15 protein-coding genes are annotated in these 19741 nt (G+C 68.0%); 8 read left to right on the top strand and 7 right to left on the bottom strand.

The features are described 5' to 3' along the window. Window positions 1-19 precede the first annotated feature (19 nt). Window positions 20-643: a thymidine kinase gene (locus ACW7G2_RS11475; protein WP_456975858.1), complete on the top strand. Its 624-nt coding sequence runs from the start codon at window positions 20-22 to the stop codon at window positions 641-643. Window positions 644-662: 19 nt separating this feature from the next. On the opposite strand, the gene ACW7G2_RS11480 is transcribed toward ACW7G2_RS11475, so the two are convergent. The 3 genes from ACW7G2_RS11480 to mutM form a co-directional block, all read right to left on the bottom strand. Continuing rightward, the gene (locus ACW7G2_RS11480; RefSeq protein WP_456975860.1) at window positions 663-3506 is read right to left on the bottom strand and encodes a protein kinase domain-containing protein; all 2844 of its coding nucleotides are present in this window, start codon (window positions 3504-3506) and stop codon (window positions 663-665) included. A 43-nt stretch (window positions 3507-3549) separates the two neighbouring features. After that, on the bottom strand, window positions 3550-4122 hold the full coding sequence (locus tag ACW7G2_RS11485) for an ECF-type sigma factor (RefSeq protein WP_456975862.1): 573 nt from the start codon (window positions 4120-4122) through the stop codon (window positions 3550-3552). A 61-nt stretch (window positions 4123-4183) separates the two neighbouring features. Next, window positions 4184-4996, bottom strand: a complete 813-nt coding sequence (gene mutM, locus ACW7G2_RS11490; protein ID WP_456975864.1) for a bifunctional DNA-formamidopyrimidine glycosylase/DNA-(apurinic or apyrimidinic site) lyase — start codon at window positions 4994-4996, stop codon at window positions 4184-4186. A 159-nt stretch (window positions 4997-5155) separates the two neighbouring features. Between mutM and ACW7G2_RS11495 the strand changes: the two genes are divergently transcribed. From ACW7G2_RS11495 to ACW7G2_RS11515, 5 genes are all read left to right on the top strand, one after another. Further along, window positions 5156-6364 carry a DesA family fatty acid desaturase gene (locus tag ACW7G2_RS11495; RefSeq protein WP_456975866.1) on the top strand — a complete coding sequence of 403 codons (1209 nt, stop codon included), beginning with the start codon at window positions 5156-5158 and terminating at the stop codon, window positions 6362-6364. A 59-nt stretch (window positions 6365-6423) separates the two neighbouring features. Continuing rightward, entirely contained in the window at window positions 6424-6759 is a 336-nt protein-coding gene (locus tag ACW7G2_RS11500) for an EF-hand domain-containing protein (RefSeq protein ID WP_456975868.1), read from the top strand. 169 nt (window positions 6760-6928) lie between these two features. Next, the gene (locus ACW7G2_RS11505) at window positions 6929-7240 is read left to right on the top strand and encodes a DUF485 domain-containing protein (RefSeq protein ID WP_456975870.1); all 312 of its coding nucleotides are present in this window, start codon (window positions 6929-6931) and stop codon (window positions 7238-7240) included. Beyond that, on the top strand, window positions 7237-8898 hold the full coding sequence (gene actP / locus ACW7G2_RS11510) for a cation/acetate symporter ActP (protein WP_456975872.1): 1662 nt from the start codon (window positions 7237-7239) through the stop codon (window positions 8896-8898). Before ACW7G2_RS11505 ends, actP begins: the two co-directional genes overlap by 4 nt. A 68-nt stretch (window positions 8899-8966) precedes the next feature. After that, window positions 8967-9410 carry a universal stress protein gene (locus ACW7G2_RS11515; RefSeq protein WP_456975874.1) on the top strand — a complete coding sequence of 148 codons (444 nt, stop codon included), beginning with the start codon at window positions 8967-8969 and terminating at the stop codon, window positions 9408-9410. A 301-nt stretch (window positions 9411-9711) separates the two neighbouring features. Here the strand turns inward: ACW7G2_RS11515 and ACW7G2_RS11520 are convergent, their stop codons facing one another. Continuing rightward, window positions 9712-11094, bottom strand: a complete 1383-nt coding sequence (locus ACW7G2_RS11520) for a DcaP family trimeric outer membrane transporter (protein ID WP_456975876.1) — start codon at window positions 11092-11094, stop codon at window positions 9712-9714. A gap of 188 nt (window positions 11095-11282) precedes the next feature. Between ACW7G2_RS11520 and acs the strand changes: the two genes are divergently transcribed. Both acs and ACW7G2_RS11530 read left to right on the top strand, forming a co-directional pair. Then, entirely contained in the window at window positions 11283-13235 is a 1953-nt protein-coding gene (acs, locus tag ACW7G2_RS11525; RefSeq protein ID WP_456975878.1) for an acetate--CoA ligase, read from the top strand. Between the two features lie 108 nt (window positions 13236-13343). Beyond that, window positions 13344-14012 carry a response regulator gene (locus tag ACW7G2_RS11530; RefSeq protein WP_456975879.1) on the top strand — a complete coding sequence of 223 codons (669 nt, stop codon included), beginning with the start codon at window positions 13344-13346 and terminating at the stop codon, window positions 14010-14012. A gap of 33 nt (window positions 14013-14045) precedes the next feature. Here ACW7G2_RS11530 and ACW7G2_RS11535 read toward each other — a convergent pair whose 3' ends face one another. The 3 genes from ACW7G2_RS11535 to cls form a co-directional block, all read right to left on the bottom strand. Continuing rightward, on the bottom strand, window positions 14046-14681 hold the full coding sequence (locus ACW7G2_RS11535) for an exopolysaccharide biosynthesis protein (protein WP_456975881.1): 636 nt from the start codon (window positions 14679-14681) through the stop codon (window positions 14046-14048). Between the two features lie 78 nt (window positions 14682-14759). After that, a complete protein-coding gene (locus tag ACW7G2_RS11540; protein WP_456975883.1) occupies window positions 14760-18173 on the bottom strand; it encodes a hybrid sensor histidine kinase/response regulator in 3414 nt (1137 codons plus the stop codon). Between the two features lie 83 nt (window positions 18174-18256). Beyond that, window positions 18257-19678, bottom strand: a complete 1422-nt coding sequence (gene cls / locus ACW7G2_RS11545; protein ID WP_456975885.1) for a cardiolipin synthase — start codon at window positions 19676-19678, stop codon at window positions 18257-18259. Window positions 19679-19741: the final 63 nt, after the last annotated feature.

Genomic DNA, 19741 nt, shown 5'->3' on the forward strand with positions numbered 1-19741 from the left:
CGGGTATTAAACTCCCCCCATGGCCAAGCTCTACTTCTACTACTCGGCGATGAATGCCGGAAAGACGACCACGCTGCTGCAGTCGGCGCATAACTACCGTGAGCGCGGCATGCGCACGCTCATCCTCACCCCGGGGCTGGACGATCGCGCCGGCAGCGGGCGGGTGGCCTCGCGGATCGGGCTGCAGGCCGAGGGCGTGGCGTTTGCCGCCACTGATGACCTGCAGGCGCTGGTGCAGCGCGACATCGCCGCCAACGGAATCCTGCACTGCGTTCTGGTGGACGAGGCACAGTTCCTGACCCGCAGCCAGGTCTGGCAGCTGAGCGAGGTGGCCGATGCGCTGGGCGTCCCGGTGCTGTGCTACGGCCTGCGCACGGATTTTCGCGGGGAGTTGTTTGAAGGCAGTCAGTACCTGCTGGCCTGGGCCGACGAGCTGGTGGAGATCAAGACCATCTGCCACAGCGGCAGCAAGGCCACGATGACGGTCCGCGTGGATGAGGCCGGTTTTGCGGTTCAGGCCGGCCCGCAGCTGGAGATCGGCGGCAATGGCCGCTACGTGTCGGTCAGCCGGGCGGAGTTCAAGAAGATCATGCAGGGCCAGGGCCGGATCGAGCCGCTGCAGCCGGATCTTCCACTGGGCTGACCACTCCCGGCGTCTTCAGTCAGGGCGCCACGCCGGTTGGAGCCGTCACGGCGGCGCGTTCGCAGGTCTGTCGCAGGTCGCGGATCTGGCCGGCGATCGCCCCGCCTTCAGGCAGGGCTGCATGGACGGTGCCGTCCAGGTTGCGCAGTGCCTGGCGAGCCTGGGCGGCCGTTGGGGCATCCGCTCCGCAGCTGTTGGCGGCCAGATGGCCGCGGGCGAGCCAGGCCACTGCGCGCGCCGGGCCGCGGTCAGGGAGTTCTGCCAGTTGTTCGAGCCGCTGCGATGCGTCAGGGTCCCCCTGACGCTGCTCGAACACCGCCTGGGACAGTTCGATCCCCAGGATGGTCGGGTGACCCGGGCTTTCATCGCGTCGGGCGGCCTGTAAGGCACGACTGTATGCGTCACGGGCCTCTGCGGGCCGGTCCAGCGCGGCCAGGGTCTCGGCGAGCAGGCGCAGAGCGCGCGCCGACCCGGCAGGAGGCTCCAGGTCCGATCCGTTGGAGACGGCTTGCAAGGCCTGCTCCAGATTGGCCAGGGCCTCGCGGTGGCGGCGGTCGCGGTTGAGGATCATGGCCCGGTCGGCCAGGGCGGCGACCAGGCGGGGCGTATCAGGCTGGGCCTTCCAGATCGGCACGGCCTCGTCCAACTGCTCCAGCGCCGTTGCCCGCTGACCCTGCTGCCATGCGGTCAGCGCCAGCGCATGATGGGCCGCGGCTACTTCCGGATGGGCCGCCCCCAGGCGGGAGCGCAGCTGGGCCAGCACTTCCGCCTGGAGTGCCGCGGCCTCGGCGTGGCGGCCCAGCACCGCCAGCAGGGCGGCATGGTCACGCTGGGCGTCGATGGTGGTGCGATGCTGCGGGCCATGCAGCTCGGCCGACAGTGTTGCCGCCCGGGCGCAGGCACCCAGCGCCGCCTGCTGCTGGCCCGAATTCCAGCGCTGGGAGCAGAGCTCGCGCAATATCCGGATGGTCATGGGGTGGCGATCGCCGACCGTGTCCTGCAGCTGCGCCAATGCTGCCACCAGCCCCGTCAATGCTTCCTGCGGGCGGCCCGCATCGGCCTCCAGCCCGGCCAGGTCGGCCATGTTCTCGGCGATCCCGGGGCTGCCGGCCAGGCGGTCGCGGCGCAGCGACAGCGAGCGCCGGAACAGCGCGTTGGCGTGCTCGCTCTCACCCAGATCGCGATGGCAGCGACCGAGCTGGGAATAGAAACCGCTGGCCTGCCGCGGCAGCCGTCGTTCCTCGCGACGGACCAGGGGCTGCAGTGGACGCATGTGCTCGATGCATTCGGCCGGCTGCCGGGTCGCGCGCAACGCCCGGCCCAGGTCGGCGGCCGCTTCCAGCCGGAGCCCTGCCGGCGCGCTGTCCACGGTTGCCAACAATCCGGCCTGGCGGCGCAGCAGGTCCAGCGCTTGGGTGTGGTCGCCCAGGCCCAGCCGCAGCCGGGCAATCACGCCCAGCAGTCCGGCGCGTGCCACCGGCTGTCGGGCCAGCTCCACTTCACCCCGCTCCACGCCGGCCTCGAGCAGCTGGCGCACATCCAGCGGAGCGCCCTCCGGACCGTCGCCAGCATCCTGGAACAGGCTGATGACAAAGTTCTGCATGGCCTGCGCGCGGCCCGCATCCAACAGTGACTGGCGCGATTGCCAGGCCACCAGCCCCAGTGCCGCGGACAGCGCCACCACCCCAAGCAGGGTGGTGGCCAATGGCCAGCGGTGGCGGCGCATGAACTTGCCTACCCGGTAGCCCAGCCGCTGTGGGCGGGCCAGGACCGGACGACCTTCCATGTAGCGCTGCAGGTCCAGGGCCATCGCTTCGACCGAGGCGTAGCGGTGCTCGTAGCGCTTGGACAGTGCCTTGAGGACGATGTTGTCCAGATCGCCGGCTACCACGCGGGCACGCCGGTGCAGGGACTGGGCCGCCTCCGGCTCGGCATCGGCCCGACGCAGCAGGGCCTGTGAGGGTCGGATGGGATCGCTGGCCAGGATCGCCTCTTCCCACTGCGCGTCACTGGGCCGCTTGGGCACGTAGGGCTTGGTCCCGGCCAGCAGCTCGTACAGCACCACGCCGAGTGAATACACGTCCGTCAGGGTGGATACCGGTTCGCCGCGGATCTGTTCGGGTGCGGCGTAGTGCAGGGTGAAGGTGCGCGCGCCGGTGCGGGTCTGCTCCGGGGTGTCAGCGCTGTCGAGCAGCTTGGCAATGCCGAAATCGAGCAGGCGCACCTCGTCCAGCGGCGTGACCAGGATGTTGGACGGCTTGAGGTCGCGGTGGACGATCAGGTTGGCGTGGGCATGGCTGACCGCGTCACATACCTGCAGGAACAGCTGCACCAGCGGACGCACTTCCAGGCCACGGCGTGTGCACCAGTCGCTGATCGGCTCGCCGTCCACATAGTCCAGCGCCAGGTAGGGCTGGTTGTCGGCGCTGATGCCGGCATCCAGCAGGCGGGCGATGTGGGCATGTTCAAGCCGGGCCAGGATCTCGCGCTCCCGGGTGAAGCGCAGGCGCAGGCCGGGGTCGGCCAGGCCGGGACGCAGCAGCTTCAGCGCCACCCGGCGCTGGTACAGGCCATCGGAGCGGCTGGCCAGCCACACCTGACCCATGCCGCCTTCTCCCAACAGGCGTTCGAGCCGGTAGGGCCCAACCTCGAGGCCGGGCCGCATGCCGGGCAAAGGCGCCACCAGGGGGGTGTGGAGGAAGCCTTCCCGGCCGTGCTCCAGGGCGAGCAGTTGTTCCAGCTCGTCCGCCAGACCGGGGTCGTCTTCACGCAATGAAGCAAGGCTGGACTGGCGTGCGGCCGGCTCCAGCTCCAGCAGCGCGTCCAGCAGCGGAGACAGCTTGAGCCAGCTTTCGGCGTCCATGGCCGATCAGCCGCGGCGGCGGCTGGGGGCCCCCGTCACGGGTTCAGTCGGCCGGGTCATCCTGCAGCGCCGCCAACAGGTACAGCCGCGCCTTCTGCCAGTCGCGCCGCACGCTGCGCTCGGAACGCTCCATCAGGCTGGCGATTTCCAGCTCGGACAGCCCAGCGAAATAACGCAGTTCCACCACGCGGGCGAGGCGTTGGTCGGCAGCGGCCAGGCTGTTGAGGGCGGCGTCCAGTGCCAGCATGTCCTCGTCCAGGTGCAGTCCGCCGGGGAGATCCTCGGGCAGGTCGGTGACCCGGTGCATGTCGCCGCCGCGCTTGCGGGCCATGCGCTGGCGCGCGTAGTCCACCACCACGCTGCGCATGGCCGAAGCGGCGTAGGCAAAGAAGTGGGTGCGATCCTCGAAGCGGGCGGTGCGCCCGCCGACAAGCTTCAGGTACGCCTCGTGGACCAGTGCGGTCGCGTCCAGGGTCTGTCCATACTGGCCCGCCAGCTGTCGCCGTGCCATGGAGTGAAGCTCCTGGTACAAGGTGGAAAGCACCCGATCAAGCGCGCCGCGATCCCCGTCCCGAGCGGCGTCCAGCCATTGGGTGATGTCTCCGCTATCCGCCATCAAGTTCCCCCTCGGTGATGGGGTCACTATATACCTTATATATGAGGGCGCGCGGCGGCGCTCAGCGTTGGCAGTGGCCGCACCACACCGAGCTGCGCTGGCCGATCAGGGCCTGCTTGAGTGGCCGTCCGCAGCGTTGGCAGGGCTGGCCGCCACGGCCATAGGTGGACAGCTCCTGTTCGAAATAGCCGGGGGCTCCGTCCGGGGTGAGGAAGTCGCGCAGGGTGGTGCCGCCGCGCTCGATCGCGGCCAGCAGGATCTGCTTCACCGCTGCGGCCAGGGCCTCGTAGCGCTCGCGCGAGATGCGTCCCGCCGATCGGAGCGGGGAGATGCCGGCCATGAACAGGGCTTCGGCGGCATAGATATTGCCCACGCCAACCACGGTTTTCTGGTCCATCAGGAAGGTCTTGACCGCCGCCCGCCGCCCGCGTGAGCGCGACCACAGCCAGGCGCCGCTGAAGTCTTCCGACAGGGGCTCGGGGCCCAACGCTTGCAGCAGCGGGTGCTGCTCGCCGGGGGGCTGCCAGAGCAGGCAGCCGAAGCGGCGCGGATCGTTGAAGCGCATGGCCCGGCCGCTGTCCAGTACCAGGTCGAAATGATCGTGCGCGCGTACCGGGGTGGCCGCGTCGATCACCCGCAGGCTGCCGGACATGCCCAGGTGCATCAGCGCGCTGCCGGCTTCAGTTTCCAGCAGCAGGTATTTGGCCCGCCGTCGCACCCCGCCCACGTGCTGACCGGGCAGCAGAGCCTGGATCTCGGGCGGTATCGGCCAACGCAGGTCGGGCCTGCGCAGGATGACCTGGCGGATGGTGCGCCCGGTCAGGTGTGGCGCCAGGCCGCGGCGGGTGGTTTCAACTTCGGGAAGTTCAGGCATCCGCCCAAGGTGGCGGCGAAGGCGCGGGTGCACAAGGGCCGGGGTACGCAAGGGCCGGCGCTGAATGCGCCCCCTGCAGGAGCCCGGCAAGGATGGCAATCGCGGACAGCACCCTCCATCATGACCAGTCTTCCCCGCCGTTACGGTAATGCTCTCCCCATGTCCGCGCTCCTGCTCGATTTCCTTGCCGGGGGCCTGCTGCAGTTCGGTTTCTGGCAGCTTGTCCTCGTACTCCTGGTTGCCACCCAGCTGACGATCCTTGCGGTCACCCTGTACCTGCACCGCAGCCAGGCCCATCGGGGGGTGGATTTCCATCCGGTCATCGCCCACTTCTTCCGCTTCTGGACGTGGCTGACCACGTCGATGATCACCCGCGAGTGGGTGGCCATCCATCGCAAGCACCACGCCAAGTGCGAGACCGAAGAGGATCCGCACAGCCCCATGCACAAGGGCATCGGCAACGTGTTCTGGCGCGGCGTGGAGCTGTACCGGGAAGCACGCCGCCAGCGCGCGGACATGGAGCAGTACGGCAAGGGCACGCCCGACGACTGGATCGAGCGCCGGCTGTACACCCCCTGGGCCACGATGGGGCCGGTGGTGCTGCTGGTGATCCAGTTCACCCTGTTCGGCTTTGCCGGGGTGGCGATCTGGGCGATCCAGATGGCCTGGATCCCGTTCTGGGCGGCCGGCGTGGTCAACGGCCTGGGCCACTGGTGGGGCTATCGAAATTTTGAAACCAACGACACCGCCACCAACCTGACGCCCTGGGCGGTGTGGATCGGTGGCGAAGAGCTGCACAACAACCACCACGCGTTTCCCAGCTCGGCCAAGTTCGCGCTGCGCCGCTGGGAGCTGGATATCGGCTGGCTGGTGATCCGCGGACTGGAGAAGCTGCGCCTGGCCAAGGTGCTGCGGGTGGCGCCATCGCTGGATGTGCGCCCCAACATCAACGTGCCCGATACAGACACCATGCGGGCGCTGCTGGCGCTCCGCTTTCAGGCCATGACTGATTACCAGCGCAAGGTGCTCAAGCCGGCGCTGCGTGAGGAAGCGCGGTTGGCCGGCGAGAAGCTGCGCGCGCTGCTGCCGCGCAAGCTGCGCAAGGGTTTGGTGGACGACGGCCGCTGGCTTCAGCCGGAGGCGCGCGAGCAGCTGCAGCGCTGGGTGGAAGAGCGCCCGCAGATCCACACCCTGATCGAATACCGCGCGCGCCTGCGCGCCGTGCTGGAAGCCCGCAGCCATGACGCCTCCGAGCGCCTGGCCCAGCTGCAGGCCTGGTGCAGGGAAGCCGAAGAAAGCGGCAATCGCCTGCTGCACGATTATGCGCAGCGGCTCAAGGGCTATTCACTGCAGAACGCGCGGACGTGAGTCCGCACGCCGCAGGCCCCCGCTGCCAACCGCCCGCGCGGCGATCGGCGTTGGGACCTGTGGCGCTCGCAATCTCACTGGTGCTCATACTGGTGCTGGTGCCAGGGTGGGCATCGGCGCAGGTGCAGGCCACCGCTGAGTATCTTGAGCGGATGGACACCGATGGCGATGGCCGGGTCTCCCTGGACGAGTACCTGGCCTGGATGACCTATGCCTTCCAGCGCATGGACCGCAATGGCGACGGCGTGCTCAGCACTGATGAGCTGCCCGGCGGGCGGGGCCAGGCGTTGACCCTGGCCGAGCACCGCGCCCGCCTGACCGACCGCTTCAACCGCCAGGATGCCAACCGGGACGGGTTCCTGGACGCGCGCGAACTGGCCGCCCCGCCGCGCTGAGCCCGGTCTTCCCCGGCATGCAGGCTGGGGGCCGGTGTTATACCAAGGTCGTCTGTGCCCGCCTCCGGGCCCTCTCTACATTCGGCGATGTACCCGTCACCATCGGTCCCGCAGGCGCCAGCCAGCGGGCGGTCGGGACACGGGGCATCCATGAATGGAGGGAGTGGAGATGCAGAACGACGAGATGGTCCGTCGGGTGGTGGAGCACCCGAAATACCAGGAGCTGGTACACAAGCGCACCCGGGTGAGCCTGATATTTTTCGCGGTGATGATCGTGATCTATGCAGGCTTCATCGTCACCTTGGCGTACCTGCCGGAACTGTTTTCACGACCCATCGGGCCGGGCTTCACCATGAGTATCGGCGTGTTGACGGCCACCATCGTGGCGGTCAGCGCAGTGGTGATGATCGCCGCCTATGTGCGTTTTTCGAACAAGTACTTCGATCCGCTGCTTGAAGCCGTGCTGAGGGATGTGACATGAGCCGCCTTGCCCTTGCTGCGGCTGCAGCCCTGCTCCCGGTACCGGCATTGGCCGCGGCCCCCGGACAGGCCAACAATTCCGCCATCGTCATGTTCCTGGTGTTCATCGCGGCCACGATGGGCATCACCTGGTGGGCGGCAAGGCGTACCAAGACCACGTCGGACTTCTACACCGCCGGTGGCGGCATCACCGGCTTCCAGAACGGACTGGCGATTGCCGGCGACTACCTGTCGGCGGCGTCGTTCCTGGGTATCGCCGGCATGGTCTATGTCAGCGGCTTCGACGGCATGATCTACGCCATCGGGTTCCTGTTCGGCTGGCCGGTGGTGATGTTCCTCATCGCCGAGCGGCTGCGTAACCTGGGCCGCTACAACTTCGCCGACGTGACCTCGTTCCGGCTCGGGCAAACGAAGATGCGGGTGCTGGCTTCCAGCGCGTCGCTGCTCATCATCGCCCTGTACCTGATTGCCCAGATGGTGGGCGCGGGCAAGCTGATCGTGCTGCTGTTCGGCCTGCAGTACAACATCGCGGTGGTCATCGTTGGCGCGCTGATGATGGTCTACGTGGGTTTTGGAGGCATGACCGCCACGACCTGGGTGCAGATCATCAAGGCGGTATTGATGCTGTTCGGCGCCTCGCTGCTGGCGTTCCTGGTGCTGGGCGCGTTCAACTTCAACCCGGATACGATGCTGGCCGAAGCAGTGGCCGTGCACCCGACCGGTGCGTCGATCATGCAGCCGGGCTCGCAGGTCAGTGGCAATCCGCTCAACGCGCTCTCGCTGGGCCTCGCCCTGGCGTTCGGCACGGCGGGCCTGCCGCACATCCTGATGCGCTTTTTCACCGTGGCCAACGCCAAGGAGGCGCGCAAGTCGGTGATCTATGCGAGCACGTTCATCGGGTACTTCTACCTGCTGACCTTCATCATCGGCTTTGGCGCGATCGCCATCCTGGTGCGCAATCCGGAGTTCTTTGAAGTCGCGTCAAATGGCAGTTTCAACATGATCGACGGGCTGATTGGCGGCACCAACATGGTGGCGGTGCACCTTGCCAACGCGATGGGTGGCAGCCTGCTGCTGGGCTTCCTGGCCGCGGTGACCTTCGCCACGATCGTGGCGGTGGTGGCGGGCCTGGCTCTGGCCGGGGCGGCGGCGATCTCGCATGACCTGTATGCCAACGTGTTCGCCCGCGGCCGGGCCACGGAGAAGCAGCAGCTGCGGATCTCGCGCATCTCGACCGTGACCCTGGGCGTGGTGGCGATCCTGCTGGGCATCGTGTTCGAGAACCAGAACGTGGCATTCATGGTCGGGCTGGCATTCGCGGTCGCGGCCAGCGCCAACTTCCCGGTGCTGGTGCTGTCGATCGCATGGCGCGGGTGCACCACCCGCGGCGCGACGATCGGCGGCTTCACGGGACTGATCGTAGCCACGCTGTGGGTGGTGCTGAGCCAGACGGTGTGGGTGGACGTGTTCGGCTTCGCCAGCCCGGTGGTGCCGTTCCCGAACCCGGGCATCGTGTCCATCCCGCTGGCCTTCATCGCCATCTGGCTGTTCTCGGTGACTGACCGCAGCAAGGCGGCGGAGCAAGAGCGTCACGCGTTCGAGGCGCTGACGGTGCGCAGCCAGACCGGCATTGGTGCCACTTCGGCGTCTGACCACTGATCCGGCGGTACCGGGCCGCCCTGTGCGGCCCGGTACCATGGTGGTTCCACCGCTGAGGGAGTAATTCCATGTACAAGCACATCCTGATTGCCACGGACGGATCGGAACTGGCCACCAAGGGGCTTGAGCAGGGGCTCAGGCTGGCCGTGGCTACTGGCGCCGAGGCGACCATCGTGACGGTGACCGAGCCCTGGCAGTCGGTTGACGCCGGCCAGCTGTGGGGCGGGTCGGTGAGCATGCTCGACGAGTACCGGTCGCATAGTCGCGAGGCAGCCTCGAAGATCCTGGCGACGGCGGGTGATCGAGCGAGTGCGCTGGGCGTGACGCACAAGACGCATTACGTGGCGGACGCGTATCCGGCCGAGGCGATCCTTGAGGTCGCGAAGGAGCGGGGTGCGGATCTGATCGTGATGGCGACGCACGGGCGTCGTGGTCTCAACCGGCTGCTGTTGGGCAGCCAGGCGAATGCGGTGATCACCCACAGCACGCTGCCGGTGCTGGTGGTGCGCTGAGGGCGGTTCCGCTGCGGCGACAACTCTGGACCCGCGATCGGACGGTTTCGATTGCGGGTTTTTTTTTGCGGGAAGGCCTCTGGCTTCGATCCATGTTGCCGTGATCTGACGGGCCCCGTCGCGGCCGGGAGGCCTTTGCGCTCATGTCCCCCGGCCTCCGCCTGCGGCGGATGCCTCCTCCTTTACTTCCCGCAAAGGCCTCCCAGCCACGACGGGGCTCGGCTTGCGGGGGGGGGGGGGGGTGAGCCACCACAAAAAAGGGCCCGCTTGTGCGGGCCCTTTGGGATCAGTTGCGGCGGACTCAGAACGAGTAGCGCGCCGTGGTGTGCAGGCGGAGCAGTTCGCCGTCGACGCCGGATTCGAGCGTACGCTCGCCCCAGATCGCTTCGACGCCGAAGTCCAGCTTCGGCACCGGCGACCAGATCAGGTTTGCGTGGGTGGAGTGCACCCGGCGGGTGACGCCGAAGCCGGTCAGGTCGGTGCTGTTGTCCCACTGCGAGCGGGCGTAGTACAGGTTGCCGCGCAGGGTGGGGTTGAACACGTGGCGAAGGCCCACGTAGGCGGCCCAGCCGCCCAGCGCGTCGATGTTGCCGGCCGCATCGGCCATGGCGTCCTGCTGGATCGTGGCCAGGCCAACGTAGCGGCCGAAGCCTTCGCCGCCGGTGGCCTGGTAGCGGATGTCGGTGCGCTCGCCCAGCTTCACCAGGCCGCTGATGCTGGCGGCGAAGCCGGTCGCGGAGTCGGAGCTGCCGGCCACCGGTTCGTACTTGAGCTGGCGCACCATGCCGGCCATGCCGAAGTGGCCCCAGTCGGCCTTGTGGGTGTAGCGCGCAATCAGGTCCGGCACGCTGTTGTCGCCGGTGATCACCCGCGGGGCGCCGCCGAACGGTTGCACGGTTGTTTCCGGGTTTTCCAGCGAGACGGTGAGCGGGCCGTGGGTGTAGCGGATCTGCGGCTGGCGGACGAACACCACTCCGTCGGTCGGGCCGATGAAGTCCACCGCATCGATCAGTGCCCCGGTATCCATGAAGTTCGACCAGGTCTGGCCTACCAGCAGGTTGTTCCAGGTCACGTAGGCGTGGCGGACGATGGCGCCATAGGTGTTGGTGGCCGCGGTGTTGCCCAATGAGCCGCCGAAGAAGTCCATCTCGAAGCGTGCGCCGAGCTTGTCGCCGGTGTCGAGCTCGGTGCTGGCGTCGAACCACAGCCGCGAGAACTTGGCGGTGCTGTCCATGTATACGTCCGCACCTTCGCCACCCACAGGGATCACGCCGGGTACGTAGAAATCGCGGCCGGCGGTGCCTTTGGCGATCTCGCCGTCGGTGGTCTTGGTGGCCATGGCGTCCAGGCGCACCATGCCGCCTACGGTGAAGCGGGTGCCGGGATTGGCCTGCGGGGTGATGGTGGTGGTCTGGATCGGCTGGGCGCCGGCCGGCACGGCGGGCGCCGCTGCAGGAGCCGGCGCGGGCGCCTGGGCGGTGCCTTCCACGGTGGTGTCCCGCTGCTCAAGCAGCTGCTGGACGACCCGCTCCAGCTCGGCAACGCGCGCTTCCAGTTCCTGTTCGCGCGGGCTCTGGGCCAGTGCCAGGCCGGGGGCCAGCAGGGCCAGCAGGACCGCGGCGGCCAGGGGCCGGCGCAGTGGCGGTACGGTGCCGGCGGTGCCGGCGCGGTGTGATCCAGACATGTTTCTCTCCATGGAATCGGTTCCGGGACGCAGCGCGGGGCATGGCAACGGACGACCCGCTGACCTGTGCTCCCGAGCGTATTCCCAATTGGTTGTATTGCAGCATATGGATAGACCAAGGTCTAAGCCTGCCCGGTAACGGATGCGGCACACTGGAGTCGGGACCACAGTTTCGGGAGGAACACCGCATGACCACGCCCCAGGACATCTATCCGGTACCGGCCGATTTTGCCGCCAAAGCGCGCATCGGCAAGGAAGAATACGAGCGGCTCTACCAGGAATCATTGCGTGATCCGGACGCCTTCTGGGGCCGGGCCGCAGAGCGTCTGGAGTGGATGAAGAAGCCCACCCGGATCAAGGACACCAGCTTCGAGCTGGACGACTTCCGGATCCGCTGGTTCGACGATGGCGAGCTCAATGTCAGCGTCAACTGCCTGGACCGCCACCTGGCCGAGCGCGGCGACAAGACCGCGATCGTGTTCGAGCCGGACTCGCCCGACACCCCGGCGCAGAACATCACCTACCGCGACCTGCACGAGCGCGTGTGCAAGCTGGCCAACGCGCTGCGCTCGCTGGGGGTGAAGAAGGGTGACCGGGTCACCATTTACCTGCCGATGATCCCCGAGGCCGCAGTCGCGATGCTGGCCTGTGCGCGCATCGGTGCGATCCATATGGTGGTGTTCGGGGGCTTTGCGCCAAACTCCATCGCCGACCGGGTCGGCAACTGCGGCGCCAAGCTGATCATCACCGCCGATGAGGGCCTGCGCGGCAGCCGCAAGGTGCCGCTGAAGGCCAACGTCGATGCGGCCCTGAAACTGCCCGGCACCGAAACGGTGGAAACCGTGCTGGTGGTGCGCCACACCGGCGGTGCGGTGGACATGCAGATGCCGCGCGACCGCTGGTACGACGCGGTGGTCGACAGCCAGCCGGCCGAATGCGAGCCCGAGCGCATGAACGCCGAGGACCCGCTGTTCATCCTCTACACCTCCGGCAGTACCGGCAAGCCCAAGGGCGTGCTGCACACCACCGGCGGATATCTCGTGTACGCGGCCTACACCCACGAGCTGGTGTTCGACATCCAGGACGACGACGTCTTCTGGTGCACGGCCGACGTGGGCTGGGTCACCGGGCACAGCTACATCGTCTACGGACCACTGGCCAATGGCGCCACCAGCCTGGTGTTCGAGGGCGTGCCCAACTACCCGGACTACTCGCGCTTCTGGCAGGTGGTGGACAAGCACCAGGTCACCATCTTCTACACCGCCCCAACCGCAATCCGCGCGCTGATGCGCGAGGGCGAAGAGCCGGTGAAGGCCACCTCGCGCAAGTCGCTGCGGCTGCTGGGCACGGTGGGCGAGCCGATCAATCCCGAGGCGTGGCGCTGGTACTTCGATGTGGTTGGCGACGGTCGCTGTCCGATCGTGGACACCTGGTGGCAAACCGAGAACGGCGGCATCCTCATTTCTCCGCTGCCCGGTGCCTTCGATCTCAAGCCCGGTTCGGCCACATTCCCCTTCTTCGGCGTACAGCCGGCGCTGGTGGACGCCAACGGCGAGCTGATCGAGGGCGAAGGCGAGGGCAACCTGGTGATCACCGATGCCTGGCCGGGAATGATGCGCACGCTATACGGTGACGACGAGCGCTTCATCGACACCTACTTCAAGACCTATCCCGGGGCCTACTTCACCGGTGACGGCTGCCGCCGCGATGCCGACGGCTACTACTGGATCACCGGCCGGGTGGATGACGTGATCAACGTGTCCGGCCACCGCATCGGCACCGCCGAGGTGGAGAGTGCGCTGGTGGGGCATGAGAAAGTGGCCGAGGCGGCGGTGGTTGGCTTCCCGCACGACATCAAGGGCCAGGGCATCTATGCCTACGTGACCCTGATCGGCGATGAAGAGGGCACCGAGGAGCTGCGCAAAGAGCTGATCGCGCATGTGCGCAAGGAGATCGGTCCGATCGCGATGATCGATCACCTGCAGTGGGCGCACGCCCTGCCCAAGACCCGCTCGGGCAAGATCATGCGCCGGATCCTGCGCAAGATCGCCGAGAACGCTCCCGAGCAGCTGGGTGATACCAGCACCCTGGCCGACCCATCGGTAGTCGAAGCCCTGGTCAACGACCGCCGCCAGGCCTAAGCCGTTGCCAGTCGTGCGGCCCGTACTCCAGACAGGAGACGGGCCGCCGTGACGCCTGTGGCGTCATGGTGCACACTCGGACTCCGTTCAGCTGAGCTGCCGCAGCCGATGCCGACCCTGCTGATCGCAGACGATCACCCCCTGTTCCGGGAAGCCCTGCGGGGCGCCATCGCGCGGGTCCTGCCACAAGCGACCCTGCGTGAGGCCGAAGATGCCGACGGGCTGTTCCGGCTGATCGAGGCCGAGCCTGATGCCGATCTGCTGCTGCTGGATCTGAACATGCCGGGCGCGCACGGGTTCAGCGTGCTGGTGTATCTGCGCGCGCACTATCCGGAATTGCCGGTGGTGGTGGTGTCCGCCCGGGAAGAGCCGGCGGTGATGCGGCGCGCGCTGGATCACGGCGCGGCGGGTTTCATTCCCAAGTCGGTGGATGCCCAGACGCTGGGTCAAGCATTGCAGCAGGTGCTTGATGGCGAGCGCTGGGCGCCGGAAGCCGCCGCCGCGGCTCCTGCCGCGGACGAGGTCGAACAGGACGTCGCGGCCAGGGTGAGGGAGCTCACGCCGCAGCAGTTCCGGGTGTTGCAGATGCTCGCCACCGGCCTGCTCAACAAGCAGATCGCCTGGGAGCTGGGCGTGTCCGAAGCCACCATCAAGGCGCACATGAGCGCGATCCTGCGCAAACTGGGCGCCACAAACCGCACCCAGGCGGTGCTGATCGCCGGCCGGCTGGCGCTGGATCCGGACGGCGTGGCGGAAGGCGACGACGCCTTTTCCTGACGCCGTCGTCAGTGCTTCAGCCGTCGCCGGTCATCAGCCGGAGAAGTGTTGCCACAGGGCCAGCAGCGCCCAGCCGCCACCGGCGATCAGGAAGGTGAAGTACACCACCGTCACCACCGTGCCCAGGTGGCCGAGCAGGATCGCCACGCCGTCGCGCTGGATCATCCCGACCGCATAGAACAGCAGCGCGATGCCCGGCAGGGTGTTGCTGAACGGGATGAACCCGAACGGCATCATCAGCAGGATCGCGGCAAAGATGAAGGCCAAGCTGTTGATGATGTCCATCGCCCGGCCTTCGGCCAGCCCCGGCATCCGGTGCCGGCGGCTGATCCGCTCCATCCGATGCACCCAGGTCATCCCGCGGCCCAGCATCTCGCGCACCCGCTCGGCAGGCAGTTCGCGGTTGCGCAGCCTGGCCGGCAGCCACAGCGGCCGGTCCAGCAGTCGGCTGACTCCGATCAGCAGGATCGCGGCGCCAAAGACCGTGCTCACGCCGGGGATCGAGACCGGGATCAGGAACACCAGGGTCAGCAACGCGGCCAGCAGCAGCAGGCCCTGGGTGCCGACGTGGTCGAGCATCTGGCCCAGGGTGAGCGAGTCGCCGTCCAGGCCGGCGATGACACCTTCCAGCCGGTCGCCAAGGGTGGAGCGGTAAGTGGAGTCAGTCATTCCAGAGAGCCGGCGTGGTGCCGGTCCGGGGATGGACCGGGCGCTGCCGGAAAGATTGCGGGCGGGCCAGTGTAAACACTATTGTCGGCTGGCTGAGAGGAACGCCCGCAGCGAGGCCGGCTTCACCGGTTTGGTGAGCACGCGGTAGCCGCGCTGGCGGGCGGCCTGCTTGAGCCGGTCGCTGCCGTCAGCCGTGACCAGCGCGCCGGGCGCCTGGATGCCGGCGGCGCGAAGGGCATCCAGCGTGCCCAGCCCGTCCAGGCGGTCGTGCAGGTGGTAATCCACCAGCAGTACCTGTGGATCTTCGCCAGCCAGCGCCAGCGCCTGGTCGACGGTGGCTGCCAGCAAAGGCTCGACGCCCCAGCGTTCAAGCAGGGCGCGCATCCCGGCGAGAATCTCCGGATCGTTGTCCACGCACAGCACCCGCATGCCTTCCAGACCGTCATCCACCTGCGGCGGCGGCAGGGGTTGTTCACCACCAGCGGGGGCCCGCGGCACCATGATCGAGAACATACTGCCGTGGCCGACTTCAGAGCGCGCATCCAGGCGGTGGTCGAGCAGCAGCGAGATACGCTGGCAGATCGAAAGGCCCAGGCCCATGCCGCGCTCATCCCAGTCGAAGGGTTGTTCGAAACGCTGGAATTCGTCGTAGATCTGGCGCATGTGGTGTTCCGGAATCCCGGGCCCGGTGTCCCAGACCTGCAGCGCCACCTCGTTGCCCTGCGGGCGCACGGCCACCAGCACCCGGCCCTGGCGGGTGTAGCGCAGCGCATTGACCAGGAAATTCTGGATCACCCGGCGCAGCAGGCGGCGGTCGCTGCGCACCCACAGGGCTGGCGCATGCGCGCGCAATTCCAGCCCACGCGCCCCGGCCATTGGTGCGTGCTGGGCCACCAGCTCACGCACCAGGGCGCCGGCGTCGAACCTGGACCATTCCGGCCGCAGTGCGCCCGCGTCCAGGCGCGACACGTCAAGCAGGCCGTCGAGCAGTTCCTCGGCGGCGCGCAGGGATGAATCCACCCGCTCGGCCAGGCGCAGCTGTTCCGGTGGATCATCGGTTTCGCGCATGGCCGAGGTGAACAGCCGCGCTGCGTTCAGCGGCTGCAGCACGTCGTGGCTGAGCGCAGCCAGGAATCGGGTACGCGAGTGCTGCGCCATCTCCGCCTCGCGGGTGCGTTCGGTCACCCGCTGCTCCAGGGTCTCGTTGATCTCGCGCAGCGCCCGCTCCACCCGCTTGTACTCGGTCACGTCGCTGTAGCTGGTCACGTAGCCGCCGCCGGGCAGGGCCTGGCCGCGCACGTCGGTGACCACGCCCTTGCCGATGGTGCGCTCGGAGACATGCGGCGATCCGGCCTGCATGTAGACGATGCGCTTGTCGATCTCGGCCTGGATGCCCGCTTCGTCCAGCTCGCCGAGCTCGCCGCGCTCGGCGTTGTAGCGAATCAGGTCGCCAACGGGGCGGCCGAGGTAGAGCATCCCGTCGGGATAGTCGAACAGTTCCTGGTAGCGCCGGTTCCAGGCCACCAGGCGCATGTCGCGGTCGACCACGCTGACGCCCGGGTCGATGTTCTCCAGCGTGCTGGAGAGGATCTCGCGGTTGAAGCGCAGCTCCTGTCCGGCCTCGTCCAGCACCGCCATCACCTCGGGCAGCTCCATGCCCGAGCCGCGCAGGGTGCTGGTGATCACCAGCCGGGCAGAGGCGGCGCCGATGGCTGCTGCCAGCAGGCGCTCGGTGAACTGCACCCAGCCGCGGTCGGCCAACGTTCCCGGGGCAAGCTCCCGGCCTTGGCTGGCCGCGTAATCATCGAATGCACGCTGCGCGGCACGCGCGCCCACCACCCGGCGCGCGAGCGCCTGCAGGTCGGCGATGGGCGCGCCGCGCCAGTCATCGGCGCCCAGCACCCGGCGCTCGGCATAGGGGTCCAGGAAGGGTGCCGCGCGCAGCCGCTCGTCCAGCCCCGGACGCCAGCGCGCCGACACCAGCAGCAGGGCGCCGATGTTGAGCAGCAGCGCCCAGAACGTGCCGTGGGTGAGCGGGTCCCACCCCTCGACGCCGAACAGCTGCCGCGGCCGCAGCCAGCCAATGCCGAACGGGCCGTGCTCTACCCAGGCCGGATTCAGCCAGCCGGCGTCGGTAAGGGTGGGCAGCAACAGGGTGTACACCCACACGCCGAACCCGATCAGCAGCCCCGCCTCGACGCCCTGGCGGCTGGCACCACGCCAGTACAGCCCGCCGATCAGCGCCGGCGCAAACTGTGCCACTGCCGCGAACGCCATCAACCCATACGCCGCCAGCGTCGTGTCGGTACCACTGGCCAGGTAATAGCCATAGGCGAACAGCGCAAAGCACAGGATCGCGATCCGCCGCACCCACAGCACCGTGGAAGCCACGTCGCCGCCCTGGCGCTGGGCCCAGCGACTGCGCAACAGCAGTGGCATCACCAGGTCGTTGCTGGCCATGATCGCCAGCGCCACGCTGGCCACGATCACCATGCCGGTGGCGGCGGAAAACCCGCCCACGTAGGCGAACAGCGCCAGCGCGTTCTGGCCCTCGGCCTGCGGCAGCGCCAGTACGAAGGTGTCGGCCAGGGCAGTGCCGCCACCGAACAGCGCCATGCCGGCGGCCGCGATCGGCAGCACCATCAGGCAGATCACCACCAGGTAGCCGCCGAACAGCCAGCGCGCCTTGCGGATGTCGCCGGCGTCGACGCATTCCACTACCGCCACGTGGAACTGGCGCGGCAGGCACACCAGTGCGGTGAACGCGAGCAGGGTCTGGGCAACCACGCCGGTGGCCGGTGTATTGGCGAGCAGCTCACCGGTCGCCGCGGTCAGATCCAGGTTGTTGCGGCTGAACCAGAACACCGAGAACACCCCTACCGCCACCAGCGCCACCAGCTTGACCAGCGACTCCAGCGCGATCGCCAACATCATGCCGGGGCGGTGCTCGGTGGCATCCACCTGGCGGGTGCCGAACAGGATCGCGAACAGCGCCATCAGCAGGGCCACGTAGAGGGCCGGGTCACTGAAGGTGCCCCTTGGCATGCGATCGCCGCCCAGAACCTGCAAGCTCAGCGCCACCGCCTTGTACTGCAGCGCCAGATACGGCACCGCGGCAATCAGTGCTACCAATGCCACCATCGCGGCCAGCCGCTGCGAGCGGCCATAGCGGGCGGCCAGGAAGTCGGCGATCGACACCGTGTTCTGCGATTGCGCGATCAGCGCCAGCCGCTCGAGGATGCGCCAGCCGAAGATCAGCAGCAGCAGCGGGCCCAGATAGATGGGCAGATAGCCCAAGCCGTTGCGGGCTGCGGTGCCGACCGCGCCGTAGAACGTCCACGACGAGCAGTACACCGCCAGGGCCAGGCTGTAGACCACCGGGCGCAGCGCCGGGCGCTGGGTGAAGCCGGGGTTGCGGTCACCCCACCATGCCACGCCGAACAGCAGCGCGGCGTAGCCGAGCGACACCAGCAGCAGCACCCAGTTCGACAATTCCCGCCCTCCGCGCGAACGCGGCCCAGTGTACGCCGCCCCGTGCCGGACAGTGCCGGCGCAGCAGGGTTACGGGAGCAGGCCTACAGGAACGAATCCGCCAACCGGGCAATGGCTTCCAGGCTGCGCTTGAAGTGCGGCCGCTGCTGCCACTGCTCCAGTGACAGATGCACTGCATCGTCCAGATAACCGGCTTCGATCTCCCGCATCCGCGCCACCACGCGCTGGTCGTAGCAGATCAGGCCGATCTCGGCGTTCAGGGCGAACGAGCGGATGTCGAGGTTGAGCGAGCCGACCATGGCGATCTCCTCATCCACGCTCATATGCTTGGCATGCAGGAAGTTCGGCCGATAGAGTGAGATCCGCACCCCGCATGCAAGCAGCTCCTCGTAGCAGGCCTCCTGGGCCAGGTTGGCCAACGGCTTGTTGTTGCTGGCCGAAAGGATCAGCTGCACCTCCACCCCCGACAGCGCCGCGACGCGCAGCGCGTTCATGGTGCTGTCGTCGGGCACGAAGTATGGGGTGGTGATGACCAGCCGGCGCTGGGCCAGGTGGATCAGGGTTTCAACGGTGTCGCGGGCGTTGGGAAAGGGAAAAGCCGGGCCGCTGGGCAGCAGCTGCAGGGCCATGTCCTCGTCCTGCAAAGGCCGCGTCGGCGAGACCTCCAGCAACTCGCCCGTCTCCAGATACCAGTCAACCGCGAACATGGCTTCCACATGGGCCACCGCCGGCCCGCGGATGTGTGCCACCAGCTCCCGGTTGGGGTGGCCGGGAACGAATTCCGCGGCGGCCAGGTTCTGTGATCCGACAAAGGCCACGTCGTCGTCGATCACCGCCAGCTTGCGGTGGTTGCGCAGGTCCATCCTTCCGCTGCGCCGCCAGCGCAGGCCGCCGGGCAGCATGTCGTGCACTTCCACCCCGGCCGCACGCAGCCTGCGGGCATAGGCGCGCAGGCCCTGCTTGGCCCCGATGGCATCCAGCAGCAGGCGGCAGTGCACTCCGCGGCCCGCGGCGCGGATCAGGGCCTGGACGACGGCCTCGCCAACGGCGTCATCGTGCATCAGGTAATACAGAAGGTGTGCACGCGTGCTGGCGCCGTCGATGGCCTCGATCAGCGCCTGGAGCGAGCCGTCGTAGTCATCAAGCAGCTCCACCGAGTTACCGCGCACCGGCATGAACCCTCCCAGTCGCTCGACCAACGGGACGATCTCGCTGTCGGCGGCGGTGCCGGGCGGGGTCCAGCGCAGGGCGGCCTGCGGGGCCTGGCCTTCGCGGATGGCTTCGGAGGCTTCGGCCTGTCGGCGTACCCGTTCGCGCGAGAGCCATGGGTGGCCGAACAGCAGATACAGGGGCAGGCCGACCAGCGGCAGGAAGCCGACCAGCAGCAGCCAGCTGCGCGCGGCGGCGGGCGTGGTCCGGGTGGGGATCCAGAACAGGGCGGCGATGCGGATCAGCCAGTCGATGGCCAGCAGCCACAGGCCGATGTGGGAGTCATGTTCGAGCATGGGCCTGATTCTGGATGCAGGGGGGTGAACCTGCCATCGCAGGGCTGATGGGTCGCGGAAGCG

It is taken from the genome of Luteimonas sp. A277 (assembly GCF_054052045.1).